General features: G+C 73.6%; 17 protein-coding genes and 1 pseudogene. 9 read left to right on the top strand and 9 right to left on the bottom strand.

Annotation, left to right across the window (positions count from 1 at the left end; translation table 11 throughout):
* The first annotated feature begins 2 nt into the window (after positions 1–2).
* A complete protein-coding gene (locus ACOJUI_RS09925) occupies positions 3–1010 on the top strand; it encodes a LacI family DNA-binding transcriptional regulator (protein ID WP_422114808.1) in 1008 nt (335 codons plus the stop codon).
* Here ACOJUI_RS09925 and ACOJUI_RS09920 read toward each other — a convergent pair.
* The 6 genes from ACOJUI_RS09920 to ACOJUI_RS09895 are packed head-to-tail and all read right to left on the bottom strand — an operon-like array spanning position 940 to position 5620.
* Positions 940–1608, bottom strand: a complete 669-nt coding sequence (locus ACOJUI_RS09920) for an endonuclease III domain-containing protein (protein WP_422114807.1) — start codon at positions 1606–1608, stop codon at positions 940–942. The genes ACOJUI_RS09925 and ACOJUI_RS09920 overlap by 71 nt on opposite strands.
* Complete coding sequence (locus ACOJUI_RS09915; protein WP_422114806.1) at positions 1605–2615, bottom strand: sulfate/molybdate ABC transporter ATP-binding protein; 1011 nt, start codon at positions 2613–2615, stop codon at positions 1605–1607. The genes ACOJUI_RS09920 and ACOJUI_RS09915 overlap by 4 nt, the downstream gene beginning before the upstream one ends.
* Positions 2612–3382, bottom strand: coding sequence for an ABC transporter permease (locus tag ACOJUI_RS09910; RefSeq protein ID WP_422114805.1), 771 nt, complete (start codon positions 3380–3382; stop codon positions 2612–2614). Before ACOJUI_RS09910 ends, ACOJUI_RS09915 begins: the two co-directional genes overlap by 4 nt.
* Positions 3379–4125, bottom strand: a complete 747-nt coding sequence (modA, locus tag ACOJUI_RS09905; protein WP_422114804.1) for a molybdate ABC transporter substrate-binding protein — start codon at positions 4123–4125, stop codon at positions 3379–3381. The genes ACOJUI_RS09910 and modA overlap by 4 nt, the downstream gene beginning before the upstream one ends.
* Positions 4122–4517, bottom strand: coding sequence for a TOBE domain-containing protein (locus tag ACOJUI_RS09900; protein ID WP_422114803.1), 396 nt, complete (start codon positions 4515–4517; stop codon positions 4122–4124). The genes modA and ACOJUI_RS09900 overlap by 4 nt, the downstream gene beginning before the upstream one ends.
* 29 nt (positions 4518–4546) lie before the next feature.
* Positions 4547–5620, bottom strand: coding sequence for a YeiH family protein (locus ACOJUI_RS09895; protein WP_422114802.1), 1074 nt, complete (start codon positions 5618–5620; stop codon positions 4547–4549).
* A gap of 7 nt (positions 5621–5627) precedes the next feature.
* Here ACOJUI_RS09895 and ACOJUI_RS09890 point away from each other — a divergent pair, with 7 nt between their 5' ends.
* Positions 5628–6536 (top strand): LysR family transcriptional regulator, encoded by a 909-nt coding sequence (locus ACOJUI_RS09890; RefSeq protein WP_422114801.1) that lies wholly within the window; start codon positions 5628–5630, stop codon positions 6534–6536.
* 51 nt (positions 6537–6587) lie between these two features.
* Positions 6588–6995 (top strand): cupin domain-containing protein, encoded by a 408-nt coding sequence (locus ACOJUI_RS09885; protein WP_422114800.1) that lies wholly within the window; start codon positions 6588–6590, stop codon positions 6993–6995.
* On the opposite strand, the gene ACOJUI_RS09880 is transcribed toward ACOJUI_RS09885, so the two are convergent.
* Positions 6914–7381, bottom strand: a complete 468-nt coding sequence (locus ACOJUI_RS09880) for a hemerythrin domain-containing protein (RefSeq protein WP_422114799.1) — start codon at positions 7379–7381, stop codon at positions 6914–6916. The two genes, ACOJUI_RS09885 and ACOJUI_RS09880, sit on opposite strands and share 82 nt — an antisense overlap.
* 154 nt (positions 7382–7535) lie before the next feature.
* On the opposite strand from ACOJUI_RS09880, the gene ACOJUI_RS09875 reads away from it, so the two are divergent.
* From ACOJUI_RS09875 to ACOJUI_RS09860, 4 genes are all read left to right on the top strand, one after another.
* Positions 7536–9089, top strand: a complete 1554-nt coding sequence (locus ACOJUI_RS09875; protein ID WP_422114798.1) for a hypothetical protein — start codon at positions 7536–7538, stop codon at positions 9087–9089.
* A 279-nt stretch (positions 9090–9368) separates the two neighbouring features.
* Complete coding sequence (locus ACOJUI_RS09870) at positions 9369–10373, top strand: NYN domain-containing protein (protein ID WP_422114797.1); 1005 nt, start codon at positions 9369–9371, stop codon at positions 10371–10373.
* Positions 10374–10376: 3 nt separating this feature from the next.
* Complete coding sequence (locus ACOJUI_RS09865) at positions 10377–11234, top strand: uroporphyrinogen-III synthase (protein ID WP_422114796.1); 858 nt, start codon at positions 10377–10379, stop codon at positions 11232–11234.
* A 54-nt stretch (positions 11235–11288) separates the two neighbouring features.
* Positions 11289–11663 (top strand): DoxX family protein, encoded by a 375-nt coding sequence (locus ACOJUI_RS09860; protein WP_422114795.1) that lies wholly within the window; start codon positions 11289–11291, stop codon positions 11661–11663.
* Here the strand turns inward: ACOJUI_RS09860 and ACOJUI_RS09855 are convergent.
* Positions 11651–11800 (bottom strand): hypothetical protein, encoded by a 150-nt coding sequence (locus tag ACOJUI_RS09855; protein ID WP_422114794.1) that lies wholly within the window; start codon positions 11798–11800, stop codon positions 11651–11653. The genes ACOJUI_RS09860 and ACOJUI_RS09855 overlap by 13 nt on opposite strands.
* A gap of 79 nt (positions 11801–11879) precedes the next feature.
* Positions 11880–12611: pseudogene (locus tag ACOJUI_RS09850) on the bottom strand (SMP-30/gluconolactonase/LRE family protein); the annotation flags it as partial.
* Positions 12612–12832: 221 nt separating this feature from the next.
* Here ACOJUI_RS09850 and ACOJUI_RS09845 point away from each other — a divergent pair.
* Both ACOJUI_RS09845 and ACOJUI_RS09840 read left to right on the top strand, forming a co-directional pair.
* Positions 12833–14479: an ABC transporter substrate-binding protein gene (locus ACOJUI_RS09845; RefSeq protein WP_422114793.1), complete on the top strand. Its 1647-nt coding sequence runs from the start codon at positions 12833–12835 to the stop codon at positions 14477–14479.
* A complete protein-coding gene (locus ACOJUI_RS09840; RefSeq protein ID WP_422114792.1) occupies positions 14476–15570 on the top strand; it encodes an ABC transporter permease in 1095 nt (364 codons plus the stop codon). The genes ACOJUI_RS09845 and ACOJUI_RS09840 overlap by 4 nt, the downstream gene beginning before the upstream one ends.
* Position 15571: the final 1 nt, after the last annotated feature.

The raw sequence follows: 15571 nt of genomic DNA, 5'->3' as shown, positions 1-15571 counted from the left end.
CGGTGCTCTCCGCCGCCCGCAGCCCCACCCTGGAGGACGTGGCCCAGATGGCCGGCGTCTCCCGGGCCACGGCCTCGCGGGTGGTGCGCGGGGACGTGAAGGTCGCCCCGGAGAAGGTGGCCACCGTCCAGGCGGCGGTGCGCGAGCTCGGCTACGTGCCCAACAACGCGGCCCGCAACCTGGTCAGCCGGCGCAGCGGGGCGATCGCCCTGATCGTGCCCGAGCACGAGTCGCGGGTGTTCACCGACCCCTTCTTCGTCACCGCGATCTCCGGGGTCTCCGCCGGTCTGGCCCCGAGCGACGAGCAGCTGCTGCTGGTGCTCAGCAGCCCCGCGGACCATGCCCGCACCCGGCGCTTCGTGCGCGGGGCGCATGCCGACGGGCTGCTGGTGGTCTCCCACCACGAGGGCGACCTGTCGGTGGAGGTGCTGCGCGAGGCGAGCGTGCCGGTGGTGTTCATCGGCCGCCCGCCGCAGGGGCACCGCGCCCCCTTCGTGGATCTGGACAACGTCGAGGGCGGCCGGCTCGCCGCCCGGCACCTCGTCGAGCGGGGCGTGCGGCGGATCGCGATGATCTGCGGCCCCCAGGACATGCCCGCGGCCCGTGACCGGCGCGAGGGCTTCGAGCAGGAGCTCGCGCGCGCGGGTCTGGAGCCGGTCTGGCAGTCCTGCGGGGACTTCACCCTGGTCTCGGGGGAGCGGGAGACCGCCGCCCTGCTGGCCTCCGGGACCTCCTTCGACGCCCTGTTCACCAGCAGCGACCTGATGGCGCTGGGGGCCCTGAAGAAGCTCGAGGCCCAGGGCGTGCGGGTGCCGGAGGACGTCGCCGTGATGGGCTTCGACGACATCTCCGCGGCGGCCGACGAGGCCATCGCCCTGACCACCGTGCTGAACCCCGGTCGCCGGCTCGCCGAGCTGGCGGCGACCATGCTGCTGGACCTCATCGCCGATCGGCGCACCCAGGAGCAGGTGGTGCTGGCCCCGGAGCTGGTGGTGCGCTCGACCACCTGAGGTCGGCGCGCGCTGCCGACGACTTCCCCTGCTCGACGATGAGTCCGTGCAGCTCGGCCAGCTCGGGGACGCTGAACCCGGCGCGCGCCACCGCAGGGGCGATCAGCCGCGCGAAGGCCCGGTAGGACGCCGGCACCACCACCCCTCGCTCCTGCAGCAGCCGCCGCGCGTACTCGTCGCAGAGGAAGGCGGGCCGGGCGAAGCAGTACAGGCAGATCGCGTCGGCCGTCTCCTCGCCGACGCCCTCCACGGCGAGCAGCTCGCGGCGCAGCTGCGCGTCATCGAGGCCCGGCGCGGCCGCGGCCCGCGCCTCCCACCAGCGCGCCAGGGCGATCACCCGGCGCGGCCTGACGCTCGCGAAGCCCGAGCCGCGCACCAGCTCCCGCACCGCGGCCTGGTCGGCGCCGGCCAGGGCGCGCGGTGCCAGCAGCCCGGCCCCGCGCAGGGCGGCGATCGAGACCTCGGCCTGCTCCCAGCGCGAGCGCTGCACCAGCATCGCCCCGACGGCGATCTCGAAGGGCTCCTCGCCGGGCCACCACCAGCCCTGCGGCCCGTGCCGCTGCAGCAGCTCGCGGTAAAGCAGGCGCAGGTCGATCATGACCGGTACGTCGTCACTGACTCCGCCGCCACCGCCACGGTGACCGTCGCGCCCGGCGCGAGGCGGCGGGCGGCGACCTCCTGCGGGGGCAGGTCGGCGGCGAGGTCGTCGGCGAGGACGCGGATCAGGTCGCCGCGGGGGGCGAGGGAGCGGACGATGCGGGTGAGCCCTCCGGTTCCGACCAGTCGGGCCGCCGCCGGTCGGAAGACCGCATGCACCGCCGTCCCGGCCGGCAGGTCGCTGTGGGCGGGCAGCACCTCGCCGGTGGCCAGGCGCAGCTGGCGGCCGTCCCAGGTCCCGTGCAGCAGGTTCAGACCCGCGAACCGGGCGGCGAAGGCGCTGCGCGGGCGGCCGAGGACCTCCGCCGTCGGTCCCGTCTCGAGGATCCGGCCCCGCTCGAGCACCACGATCCGGTCCGCGAGCGTCAGCGCGTCGAGCAGGTCATGGGTGACGATGAGGGCGGTGCGGTGCGCGAGGGAGCGGCGCAGCTGCTCGCGCAGGACGGGGGCGACGTCGACGTCCAACGCCGCCATCGGCTCGTCCAGCAGGAGCAGGCGGGGACTCGCCGCGAGCGCCCGGGCGATCGCCGCCCGCTGCGCCTGGCCGCCGGAGAGCTGCGAGGGCCGGCGACCGGAGAGCTCGAGCAGGTCGAGCTCGCCGAGCCACCGCCGTGCCTCGCTGCGGGCCTGCGCGCGCGCCGTCCCCTGCGCCCGCAGGGCGAAGCGGACGTTCCCGAGCACGCTGAGGTGGGGGAACAGGACCGGGTCCTGGGACAGCGTCGCGATGCGGCGCCGGTGCGGGGGCACCCAGGCGCCGTCCCCGGTCAGCTCCTGACCGTCCAGCACGATGCGGCCGCTCGCGGGCCGCAGGGCGCCGGCCAGCAGCGACAGCACCGTGGACTTGCCCGCGCCGTTGGGGCCGATCAGGGCGAGGGTCTCGCCGTCGGCCACCTCGAGGGCGACCGCGACGTCCCGCTGCGGAACGGTGGCCTGCAGGGTGAGGCTCATGCGGCGCTCCGGCGCCGGGTCAGGGCGATGATCGCGACCGCCACGATCATCAGCAGGAAGGACAGGGCCACCGCGGCGTCCGGATCGCCCTCGCGCTGCAGGTAGATCTCCAGCGGGAGGGTGCGGGTGGTGCCCTGCAGGCTGCCGGCGAAGGTGATCGTGGCCCCGAACTCGCCGAGCGCGCGGGCGAAGGACAGCACCGTGCCGGACAGCAGCGCCGGCATCACCAGCGGCAGCGTCACCTGCAGCAGCACCCGGGAGGGACTCGCGCCGAGGGAGGCGGCCGCGGCCTCGTACCGGGTGCCGGCGGTGCGCAGGGCGCCTTCGAGGCTGAGCACCAGGAAGGGCAGGGCCACGAAGGTCTGGGCGAGCACCACGGCGGTGGTGGAGAAGGCGATCTGGACGCCCAGCACCTCGAGGTGGCGGCCCAGCAGACCCTGCCGCCCGAAGGTCTGCAGGAGCGCGATGCCGCTCACCACCGGCGGCAGCACCAGCGGGATCAGCACCACCGCGCGCAGCAGGCCGAGCCCCGGGAACCGGGTGCGCGCCAGTAGCAGCGCGAGCGGCACCCCGAGCACCACGCAGGCCAGGGCGCTGGTGGTGGAGGTCTGCAGGCTCAGTCGCAGCGCCGCGAGCGAGGACTCGCTGGTGAGCAGCTCCCCGAGGTCGCTCCAGCGGACCCGCGCGGCCATCGCCGTCAGCGGCAGGACCACGAGCAGCCCGCCGAGCAGGGCCGGGACCAGCACCCAGCGGGGCAGCGGGCTCACGGCGCCCCGAAGCCGTGCGCGGCCAGGACGTCCCGGCCCTGCGGCCCGGTGACCAGCTCGACGAAGGCCTCGGCGAGCTCGGGCCGGGTCGAGCCGTGGACGGTGGCGATGGGGTAGGTGCTGGGGGCGGCGGCGGGCAGGTCGAGGCCCTCGACGGCGTCGCCGGCCCGGATCACGTCGCTGCGGTAGACCAGGCCCGCATTCGCCTCGCCGGTGGTGACCTTGTTCAGCACATCGGTGACCGACTGCTCCTCGCTGACCGGGGACAGCGTGATCCCGGCGGCCTGCTGGACCTTCGTCGCGGCGGCCCCGCAGGGCACCTCGGGCGCGCAGAGGACCAGCGCGAGGTCGTCCTGGGCGAGGGAGGCGAGATCCACGACGCCGGCCGGGTTGCCGGCGGGCACCGCGATCATCAGGGTGTTGCTCGCGAAGGGGACGGGTTCGCCGCCGTGCAGGCCGGCGTCGACGAGGGCGTCCATGGTCGCGGTGTCCGCGGTGGCGACCACGTCGGCCGGAGCGCCCTGGCGGATCTGCTCGACCAGCGTGGAGGAGCCGGCGAAGCCGAACTCCACCTCGATCCCCGGGTGCGCGTCCTCGAACTGCGCTCCGAGCTGCGTGAAGGGCTCCTGCAGGGAGGCGGCCGCCTGGACCGTGAGGGTGGGGGAGTCGCCGGGGTCCGCGCAGCCCCCCGCCACCAGGGCGATGCCGGCCGCGGCGGCCGCCAGCCGGGCGCGATGGCTCACCTCTCCGCCTCGATGACCACCTGGGTGGCCTTGACGACGGCGGCGGCCACCTTCCCCGGCTCCAGGCCGAGCTCCCGGGCGGCCTCGCTGCTCATCAGGGAGACCACCCGGAAGGGCCCGCACTGCAGCTCGACCTGCGCCATCACGGTGTCCATGACGACATGGGTGACCAGGCCGACGAAGCGGTTGCGCGCTGAGCTGCCGGTCGCCCCGGGCAGCTGCGGCGCCACCGCGAGCTCGCGCGCCTTCCGCGCCACCTCGGTGCCCTCGAGCACGGTGCGCCCGGCGGCGTCGGCGCCCGCCGTCAGCGCGCCGCGCTCGATCCAGCGGCGGACCGTGTCCTCGCTGACCCCAAGGAAGCCCGCCGCCTCCCGAACCCGCATCTGCGTCATGACGTCGATGATATCCCCGCACTTGCGGCTCAGGCGGTGAGGAGGACCCCGCCGAGCGCGATCAGGGCGACCAGCAGCGTGGACAGCGCGGCCAGCAGGACGGGTCGCGGGCCCACGCCCAGCAGCCTCCGCACCGTCACGCCCGTGCCGAGGGCGAACATGGCCGCGGCCAGCAGCAGGGTCTGGGCCAGGGAGCCGATCCCGATCGCCGCCTCCGGCAGCGGCAGGAAGGAACGCAGCAGCACCATCGCCAGGAAGCCCAGCACGAACAGCGGCACCAGCGGCGGTCGGGCGCCGTCGGCCGTGCCCTGTCGGCGCTGCTGGAGGCTCAGCACCGCCATCACCGGGGCGAGCATCAGCACCCGGGCGAGCTTCACGATCACCGCCGCGGTCAGCGCGCCGCCGCCGATCGCGCCGCCCGCGGCGACCACCTGGGCGATCTCGTGGATCGCGCCGCCCGCCCAGCGGCCCGCGACCTCCGGGGCCAGGCCCAGCAGGGCGGCGGCCGCCGGGACCGCCGCGATCATCAGCGTCCCGCAGAGCACCACCAGTGCGACCGCGGTGACGGTGCGCTCCTCGTGCTCGTCGTCCGGGTCCGTGACGCCGGCCGCTGCGGCCACCGCCGCCGCTCCGCAGATCGAGAAGCCGCAGGCCACGAGCACGGCCAGGCCTCGGTCGACGCCGAGGACGCGGCCCAGGGCGACCGTGCCGAGCAGGCCCCCGACGACGATCGCGACCACCACCGCGAGCATCGGCGCGCCGAGCGCGAGCAGGTCGGCGAGCACCACCTGGAGGCCCAGCAGCACGATCCCCGCCCGCAGCAGCTTCTTGGCCGCGAAGGCCGTGCCCGGGGTCAGCGCCGCGGGCAGCGCGGTGACGTTGGCGACCACGATCCCCAGCAGGACCGCGATGATCAGCGCGCTGACGCCCGGCAGCGCGCTGGAGAGCAGCATCGAACCCGCCGCGACCGCCAGCGCCAGCACGACGCCCGGCCCGCGGGAGGCGCGGCGGACGGGGGAGCGGAGGCAGGTGAGGACATGGGCTTCACCGTCCCACCGGCGGCGGCCGCCCGGTAGACGGCAGTAGTGGAGCAGGGCATACACTTTCGATATGTCCGAGTCCTTGCCGCATCTGCAGGCCCTGGCGCTGTTCGTGGCCGTGGTCGACGAGGGCGGCCTCGGCGCCGGGGCGCGCCGACTGGGCATGCACCAGCCCAATGCCAGCCGGCTGATCGCGCAGCTCGAGGCGCAGGCCGGGGCCGCCCTGCTGGAGCGCAGCCCGCGCGGCTCGCGGCCCACCTCGGCCGGACTCCTGTTCGCCGCCCACGCCCGCACCCTGCTCGAGGCGGCCGACGACTTCACGGACTGGCTGCGGTACAGCCGCGACGACCAGGCGCAGGAGCTGTCCGTCGGCGTGAGCATGACGATCGCCGAGCACCTGATGCCGGCCTGGCTCACCGAGCTGCGCCGCACCAGCCCGGCGGTGCGCGTGGACCTCGAGGTGCTGAACTCCACCCAGGTCCTCGCCGGGATCCGCGACGGGCACCTGCAGCTGGGCTTCATCGAGACCCCGCGGGTGCCCGGCTGGGTCGACGCGCGGGTGCTGCGCGAGGACGAACTGGTGGTGGTGGTCGCTCCGCACCACCCCTGGGCCGGACGGGAGGAGCCGCTGACCCCGGCAGAGCTCGCCGCGACGCCGCTGGTGGTGCGCGAGGGCGGCTCCGGGACCAGGGAGGCCTTCGAGGAGCTGGTGCCCACCGCCGCCGGCACCTCACCGGTGCAGGAGCTCGGCAGCAATGCCGCGGTGCGGGTGGCGGTGGCCAGCGGCGCAGGGCCGGCGGTGCTCAGCATGCTCGCGGTGAGCTCGCCGCTGCGGGACGGGCAGCTGCGGCGCGTGCCGGTGGCCGGGGAGCGGCTGCGCCGTCCGCTGACGGCGGTGTGGAAGGGGACCCGGCGCCTCGGCGGCGCGGCCGCAGACCTGCTCGCCGTCGCCTCGGATCCGCCGCGACCGGAGCGCTGACGCGGCGGCGTGTACGTTCGACGGCGACGCCGATCCCCGGGAGCCGACCAGATGCCGATCCTCACCAACACCCTCGAACAGCCCGACGAGCCGCGTCGCGGCGCCGTCTGGTCGATCGCCGAGCCGGACCGGGAGCTCGACGCGAACCTGATTCGGCTGCCGCCGCACGCGGAGATCCCGTCCCATGTGGGCGCCGAGGTCGACACGCTGCTGCATGTGGTGCGCGGCAGCGGCGTGCTGGTCACCGAGGACGATGAGCAGCCGCTGCGGCCTGGGGACGTCGCCCTGCTGCCGCGCCGCACCGTGCGCGGCATCCGCGCCGACGGGGACGGGCTGGAGTACCTGACCGTCCACCGCCGCCGGCGGTCGCTTCAGATTCAGAGCGGACCCAGCACCGTCTCCGGGTCCGCGTCGAGCGCGAGCGAGTCGAGCACCGCGAGCAGCCGGCGCTCCTCGTAGCGGAAGTGGCTCTCCATGATCGCGGCGATGCCCTCGAGGTGGCGGTCCAGCCCCTCCGGATCCGTGCCGCGGCGGGCATCGGCCAGCAGCGCGCCCACCAGGTGCGCGATCATCGAATGGTCCTGCTGCAGCCGGCGCAGGGTCTCGCCGAGCTCCGGATGCGCGGCCGCGAGGGCGGGGAGGAGATGGACGTCCTCGCCGCGGTGATGCGCGGTCAGGGCCGTGCAGAAGCCGTGGCAGAACAGCAGCAGATCGCCGGGGTCGGCGGTGCTGCGGGTGAGCGCGAGCGCCTCCCGCAGCCGGTCGTGCACGCGGCGCAGCTCCCGGCTCCAGGCGATCAGCCTGGCCCGGTCGTCCTCGCCGTGCGACGGATGCGACGTCGTCATCGCCCTCATCGTACCGACGCCAGGCCCGGTCAGAAGGGCGGGGGATCCTCCGGGTTCCAGGGGCCCGGTGGGAGCTCGGGCCGCAGCGGGGGCGGGAGGGGGGGTCGGTTCCGAGCTCCGGTGGTGGTGGCTTCGCCCTCCGCCGACGGGAGCCGTGCGCCTGCCAGGCCCGTTCGAGCTGCTCGACCGCGATGCGGGCGCCGAGGTCGATGTCGTCGGCGACGACGACGTGGTCGCCCTCGGCGCCGATCCGCCACCGGGTGCGGCCGGGGCCCCGGGCGGGAATGGGGAGCCTGGTGGGATCCAGCAGGCCCTGGGTCTTCGCCTGGTGGTGCTGCCAGCAGAGCAGGTGGAGGTTCTCGATCTCGGTCCGACCGCCCTCGGCCGGGTGCTCGTGGTCGTACTCCTCGAGGTGGTCGCATTCGGAGGCCCAGGAGATGCAGCGTGCGCATCCGGGCACGGCGCAGCGCGGACTGCGCAGGCGCAGGTGCTCGAGCATCGCCCGGCTCGGCGTGTAGCGCTGCGCCGGCAGGGGGAGGAAGGCCCCGGTGCAGTCATCGGTGAGCACGCGGTACCAGGTGTCCTCGCGCCCGGCGAGCTCTCGGGCCATCTCCGGCGGGATGGGTATGGTCCCCTCGAGCATGCCCGGTGCGTCGGAGACGCCCAGCAGGCTCAGCACCGGGACGCTCACGCTCAGGCGGAAGCGCTCCTGGGGGATCGCTACGCCGTCGGTGTCGAACGCCGCGTCGAGCTGCAGCGCGTAGCGCAGGCGGTCCAGCGGGAGCGGCCGGCCGGTCCCGGCGACGATGCCCTCGCTGTCGTGGGGGATCTCCGTCCCCTCGCGCAGGGCCTTGCGCTGGGCGGCCTGGACCGCGCGGGCCGCTTCGTCGAGGCGCTTCCAGTAGGCGAGGACCTCGGGGATCGGGCCCTGCATGGTGGTGGAGCCGATCCCGTCGGTGGAGGCGGGGCACAGCGAGATCCGGCGCAGGGGCGCGGCCGGCGGCTCGTCGGGCAGCTGCTCCCGCCGCTCCAGGAGCTGGACCAGGGCGCGGAGCAGGGTCACGAAGCGGTCGACCGGGATGCCCGTGGACCAGTGGGCGATCGCGACGTCCAGCTGCCGACGCGACGGCTCACCGAGCCGCTGGGACTCGCGCAGCATCTTCTGGAACCGCCACGAGGGGAGCTCGCCGGACTCCAGCAGGTCCAGGCAGCGGGGCAGGTCGTGCACGGCGCGGTGGGCGCAGCGCAGCTCCCAGTCGGCGACACCGTGCGTGACCCGCAGCGCCAGCGCGGCGCGGAGGGTGTCGAGGTCGTCCGCGAGCGCGTCCTGCGGGTCGCCCGCCGTCTCCAGCGCGATCAGCTCGGCCAGTGCGCGATAGCGCTCGGCGAGGGCCCGGGCGCTGTTCGTCTCCGCATCCCAGACTCGCTGAGCGGCCGCGCTGAGCTCCGGCGCGTCAGCGCACTGCCCGCGGGTGGGCACGGCGTCGCGGGTCAGCGGGGAGCGGGCCTTCACGACCCGCAGGCGCTGGGGGAGGGAGGCGAGGAAGGCGAGATCGGCGGCGGAGAGGTCCGCGTCGTCGCGCTCGCCGCCGTCCGGCGTGGAGCCGGAGGCCACAGCGCTCATGTCGTCCACCTCCTGAGCCTCCGCAAGGGGCCGCTCGTCGCCGGCATGCATATCGAACAGAGGTTCGATATGCCTCGAGCCTAGCGTGCGGACGTGCTCGGAGAAAGGTGTGTGGATGACGTGCCGAAAGTTCCCTGCGGATATCCACACGGTGTGGAAAAGCGGAGGGCGTGGAGGAACCGTCATTTCTCGTGGGACGCCGGAGGATTCCTGCTCATACCGGCCGAGGCCCCGTGCGGAACGCGGCGCAGCGGGGTCCGAGAGCCTCGTGCGGCCCCCAGGTGGCCGCCCTCGGGGGTGACACTTCCCCGCCTGCCGCGCCCCGGGGGTGGACCAGGCCCCACCAGCAGGCAGACTGGGCCCATGGCAGATTCACAGGACCCCCGCGTCGCCGTCTACCTCGACTTCGACAACATCGTCATGTCCTGGTACGACCGAGTGCACGGACGGCAGGCGTACAGCCGCGACCGCCAGCGCATCGCCGAGGACCCCACCGAGCCCGAGATCGCGGAGCGGCTCGCGAAGGCCACGGTCGACGTCGGCGCGATCATCGACTTCGCGGCCTCCTTCGGCGCGCTCATGCTCACCCGCGCCTACGCCGACTGGTCCTCCCCGGTCAACGCCATATACCGCACCCAGCTGGTCGCCCGTGCCGTCGACCTGGTCCAGCTGTTCCCGGCCGCGGCGTACGCGAAGAACGGCGCGGACATCCGCCTGGCCGTCGACACCGTCGAGGACCTCTACCTGATGCCCGACCTCACCCACGTGGTGATCGTCGCCGGCGACTCCGACTACGTGCCGCTGGCGCAGCGCTGCCGACGGCTCGGCCGCTACGTCATCGCCCTCGGCGTGGCCGGCTCCACCGCCAAGTCCCTGGCCGCGGCCTGCGACGAGTTCGAGTCCTACGAGAACCTGCCGGGCGTGGAGCTGCTCGAGCGGCCCCAGCGGTCCCGCTCGCGGCGCGGCTCCGGCTCCCCGGCCGCCACCGGCGACACCGACAAGGGCGCCGGTCGCACCAGGAGCCGACGCTCCGACGCCAGCGCCGACGCGCAGGCAGCGGCCCAGGCCGCCCAGGAGGCCGCCGACGCCGCCGCCGAGGCGGCCGAGGAGGAGGAGAGCGACGACGCGGACGAGGATCCGCGGGAGGCCGCGACCCGTCTGCTGCAGCGCGCCCTCCAGCTGGGCGGCCGCGGCGACAGCGAATGGCTGCACTCCTCCGCGGTGAAGTCCCATATGCGTCGCATGGACTCCTCCTTCAGCGAGAAGGCCCTCGGATTCCGCTCCTTCAGCGACTTCCTCAAGGCCAATGCCGAGATCGCCGTGCTCGAGGAGACCGGGCACGAGCGCCTGGTGCGCGCCCGGGACTGAGCCATGAGCACGCCCCCGACGAGCACGCCCCCGCTGCTGTCCGACGCCCTCGTCGGCCGCACCCTGGTGATCGCCGTGGACCGCCGGGCCGAGGAGCTCGCCGCGGCCCTCGAGCGCCACGGCGGCACCGTCCTGCACGCCCCGGCGATGTCCACGATCCCGAACATCGACGACGAGACCCTGCTCGAGCGCACCCGCGACCTCATCGCCCACCCGCCCGCACTCGGCGTCGTGCTCACCGGCGTCGGCTTCCGCGGCTGGATCGAGGCGGCCGACGCCGCCGGCCTCGGCGCGGACCTGCGCACGGCGCTCGCCGGGACCACCCTGCTCGCCCGCGGCCCCAAGGCCCAGGGCGCCGTCCGCGGGGCCGGGCTCGAGGCGGCCTGGGTCGCCGCCTCCGAGACCGCGGCCGAGATCGAGGAGCACCTGCGCACCCTCGACCTCGTCGGCCGCCGCGTCGCCGTCCAGCACCACGGCTCCGGGGCCGACGGGCTGGACGAGATGCTCGCGGCCCGCGGCGCCGACGTGGTGAGCCTGACCGTCTACCGCTGGGGGCCGACGAAGGACCCGGCGGCGCTGCGCCGCTCGGTCGAGCTCACCGGAGCGGGCGCGGTGGACGCGGTGGTGTTCACGTCGGCGCCGGGGGCGGCCGGCTGGCTCGACGAGGCCGAACGGGCCGGGACGCTCGCCGAGATCCGGCGCCGCGCCGAGCATGGCGAGGTGGTGATGGCCTCGGTCGGACCGGTGACCGCCGTGCCCCTCGAGGAGCGGGGGCTGCCGGTGCTGCTGGCCGAGCGCATGCGCATGGGATCGCTGGTGCGCACCGTCGTCCAGCACTTCGGGGCGCTCGCCGGTCCGTGACAGCGCGCCCGCTGGTGGGGGATACTCGAGGGCCCCGTCGAAGGAGACGCCGCCGTGACCACCTTCCTGTGGATCCTGTCCTTCCTGCTCGCCGCCGTCTTCGTGGGCACCGGCGCAGCGAAGCTGCTGACCCCGCGTGAGCAGCAGATCGAGCGCACGCCGTATGCCGAGGACTTCCCGCACACCGTCATCATGGGCATCGGGGTGCTCGAGATCCTCGGCGCGATCGGGCTGATCGTCCCCGCCCTGACCGGCGTCGCCCCGATCCTGTCGGCCTTCGCCGCCGCCGGGCTCGCCATCACCATGGTCTTCGCCGCGCTCGTGCACGTCCGCCGCGGCGACGGCGCCCTGGCGACCCTCCCGTCCATCGTGCTGGCGATCCTGGCGGTGACAGTCGCCTGGTCCCGCTTCGGTCCCTATCCGCTCTGAGCCGCGGAGCGCGAGCGGGCCACGCTGCTCGCATCGCGGACATCGGTGCGGATCCGGTACAGGCTCGTGGTCGCGACGACGTAGAGCGTGCGCCCGTCGTCGCCGCCGAAGCACAGGTTGCCGACCTTCTCCGGCACCGGCAGCTCCAGCAGGCGCTTGCCCGTCGGGCGTGAACACCTGGATCCCGGAGCGGCTCGAGCTCCAGATGTTGCCGTGCTCGTCCACGCGGATCCCGTCGGGCAGGCCGGGGGAGACCTCCACCAGGATCCGGCCGTTCTTCGCATGGCGGCCCTCGACCACGTCGTAGACGTGGATCGCATGCCCGCGGGGTCGGGACGTCGAGGTGGTGTCCCGGTCGGCCGGGGAGAGGGAGGAGTCCGCGACGTAGAGCAGCGTCTCGTCGGGGGAGAAGGCGATCCCGTTGGGCGCCTCCACGTCGATCACCACCGGGCTCAGCGCGCCCGAGGCGGCATCGAGGCGGAAGACGTAGCGGTCGCCGTACTCCTCCTCGCCGGCGTGCCCCTCCTCCTCGCGCTTGATGCCGTAGGACGGGTCGGTGAACCAGATCGATCCGTCGGAGGCGACCACCACGTCGTTCGGCGAGTTCAGCCGGTGCGGGCCGAAGCGGTCCACGAGCGGGCGGGGGCTGTGGACGTCGCCGGGGCCGACGGCGGTGTCGCGCTGCACCGCGCGGCGCCCGTGCGAGCACTCCACGACGTGGCCGTCGAGGTCCAGGGTGCGGCCGTTGGTGAACTCGACCCCGCTCGCGAACACCGAGAGCTCGCCGGTGTCCTCGGAGAACTCGAGGATCCGGTCGTTCGGGATGTCGCTGAAACGCACGGCACGGCGCCGGGGCACCCAGACCGGGCCCTCGGCCCAGACGGCGCCGGAGGCGACCTTCTCGAGCCGGGCGCCGTCGGCCAGCAGGGGGGAACGGGCATCGTTCATCGGGAGCTCCTTCGCAGGTCGTCCCTGCAGGATCCACCAGGACGGCCCGAACCCGCATAACGGTTCGGCAACGAGCGCACCGGTTTCCCGCAGCGGCGCCGCTGCGGCGGGGGTCGCTGTTACGTTGCTGAGCACACGACGGTGTGCCTCGTCACATGAGGACACCCCTGCGCGACCTCCTGCGAGACCCCGCGGGAGCGCCCCACCCCCTGGAGGAACCCATGTTCGATGCCGCACTGATCGCCAAGCGACGGACCATGCTGCTGACCCTGGCCGGGGTGCCGGTCCTGCTCACCGCCTGTGCGCAGACCACGGAGGACGGCGGCGGCAGCGACGGCGGGGGCGGGGGCGGCCAGGAGGCCCTCACGGTCGGCACCACCGACAAGGTCACCGCGCTCGACCCGGCGGCCGCCTACGACAACGGCTCCTCGACCGTGTGGACCCAGGTCTTCGGCTACCTGCTGAACACGAGCATCGGCTCCGAGGACGGCGTGCCCGAGCCCGACCTCGCCGCCTCCGCCGAGTTCACCAGCGAGAACATCTACACCGTGACGCTCCAGGAAGGGCTCACCTTCGCCAACGGCAACGAGCTCACCGCCGAGGACGTCAAGCACACCTTCGACCGCCAGCTCGCGATCGCGGACCCGAACGGTCCCTCGAGCCTGCTGGGCAACCTCGCCTCGGTCGAGATCGTCGACGACCTCACCGTCGAGTTCCACCTCACCGAGCCCAACGACCAGACCTTCCCGTACGTGCTGTGCAGCCCGGCCGGCCCGATCGTCGACGCCGACGTGTTCCCGGCCGACGCGATCCTGCCGGACGACGAGATCGTCTCCGGCGAGGCCTTCAGCGGCCCGTACACGATCTCCAGCTGGAAGATCAACGAGCTGGTCACCTTCGAGGCCTTCGAGGGCTACCAGGGACTGTTCGGCGCCCCGGCCACGACCAGCGTGTCGATGTCCTACTACGCCGACCAGAACAACATGAAGCTCGACATCCAGCAGGGCAACATCGACTGCGTGTGGCGCTCGCTGTCCGCGACCGACATCGCCGACCTCGAGACCGAGGACGCGGTGACCGTGCACGAGGGCCCCGGCGGCGAGATCCGCTACATCGTGTTCAACTTCAACACCAACCCCCACGGCGCCTCCACCGAGGATCCCGACCCGGCCAAGGCCAGGGCCGTGCGCCAGGCCGTCGCCGACCTGATCGACCGCCAGGCGATCGCGACCCAGGTCTACAACGACACCTACACCCCGCTGTTCTCCTACATCCCCGAGGGCCTGCCCGGCTCCGGCACCCAGTTCCAGGACATGTACGGGGACGGCTCCGGGGGACCGGACGCGGCGCGCGCCCGCACCCGCCTCGAGGACGCCGGGGTCGAGATCCCGGTGGCGCTGTCGCTCCAGTACAACCCCGACCACTACGGCAACTCCTCGGGCGACGAGTACGCCATGGTCAAGAGCCAGCTCGAGGCCGACGGGCTGTTCGCCGTGGACCTCAAGTCCACCGAATGGGTGCAGTACTCCGACGACCGCGTGAACGACGTCTACCCCGCCTACCAGCTGGGCTGGTTCCCGGACTACTCGGACGCCGACAACTACCTCTCGCCCTTCTTCGTCACCGAGAACTTCCTGGCCAACCACTTCTCGGACCCGGAGGTCGACGCGCTCATCGCCGCCCAGCGCGGCACCCAGGACCCCGCCGAGCGCGAGGCGCTGTTCGTGCAGATCCAGGACCTCGTGGCCGAGGAGATCTCCACCCTGCCGCTGCTGCAGGGAGCGCAGATCGCGGTGTCCACCGCGGACGTCCAGGGCGTCACCCTGGACTCCTCCTTCAAGTTCCGCCTCGCGCCGCTGTCGAAGTGACCGCGACGCTCACGGACGACGGCCCGGCACCGCAGGCCCCCCGCCCGGCGCGAGCGCGCGCCCGGGCCTCGGGGGGCCTGGGCCGGTACGTCCTGGTCCGCTTCCTCCTCATCATCCCCACCGTCCTCATCCTGATGACCGTGGTGTTCTTCCTGATGAGGATCACCGGCGACCCGATCACGGCGGCCCTCGGCGGCCGCCTCACCCCGGCCGAGCTCGCCGCCCGGCGCGCCGAGGCCGGCTACGACCGGCCGCTGATCGTGCAGTACCTCGACTACCTCGGCGGGGTGCTGCGCGGCGACTTCGGCACCACCTACACCGACCGCACCCCGGTCATCGAGATCCTGTCCACCTACGGGGCGGCGACCTTCGAGCTGGTCGCCTACTCGGTGGTGGTGGCGCTGCTGCTCGGCGTGCCGCTGGGCATGATCGCGGCCCGCACCCGCGACCGCTGGCCCGACGCGGTGCTGCGCATCGTCGCGATCCTGGGCTACGCGACCCCGGTGTTCTTCGTCGGCCTGCTGCTGAAGCTGGTCTTCTCCGTGGGCCTGGGCTGGCTGCCGGTGGCCGGGCGGATCTCCACCCGCGGCGAGATCACCATGAGCACCATCCTGAACCCCACCCCGTTCTACCTCCTGGACGCGCTGCGACTGGGGGACGCGGGTCTGCTGATCGACGTGGCCTCCCATGCGATCCTCCCGGCCGTCGCGCTGGGCATCCTCACCGGCGGCATCTTCCTGCGCCTGGTGCGCACCAACATGATCGGCACGCTCGAGATGCAGTACATCGAGTCGGCCCGCTCCCGCGGCGTGGCCGAGTCCCGCCTGACCACCCGCCACGCCCTGCGCCCGGCCCTGATCCCCATTGTCACGGTGATGGGGATGCAGATCGCGATGATGCTGGGCGGCGCGGTGCTCACCGAGACCACCTTCGAGTGGAACGGCCTGGGATACATGCTCGCCCAGTACATGAAGGCCCGCGACTACGTCGCCGTCCAGGGCATCGTCATGATGCTCGCGGTCATCGTGGCCGTCTCCAACTTCGTGGTCGACGTGATCGCCGCGCTAATCGACCCGAGGGTGAGGTACTGAG

Origin of the sequence: Brachybacterium sp. UNK5269, from assembly GCF_049266655.1 — a bacterium.
Classification (GTDB): domain Bacteria; phylum Actinomycetota; class Actinomycetes; order Actinomycetales; family Dermabacteraceae; genus Brachybacterium.
The sequence above is the reverse complement of the archived record's forward strand: the minus strand, read 5'-3'. Positions and strand labels throughout refer to the sequence as shown.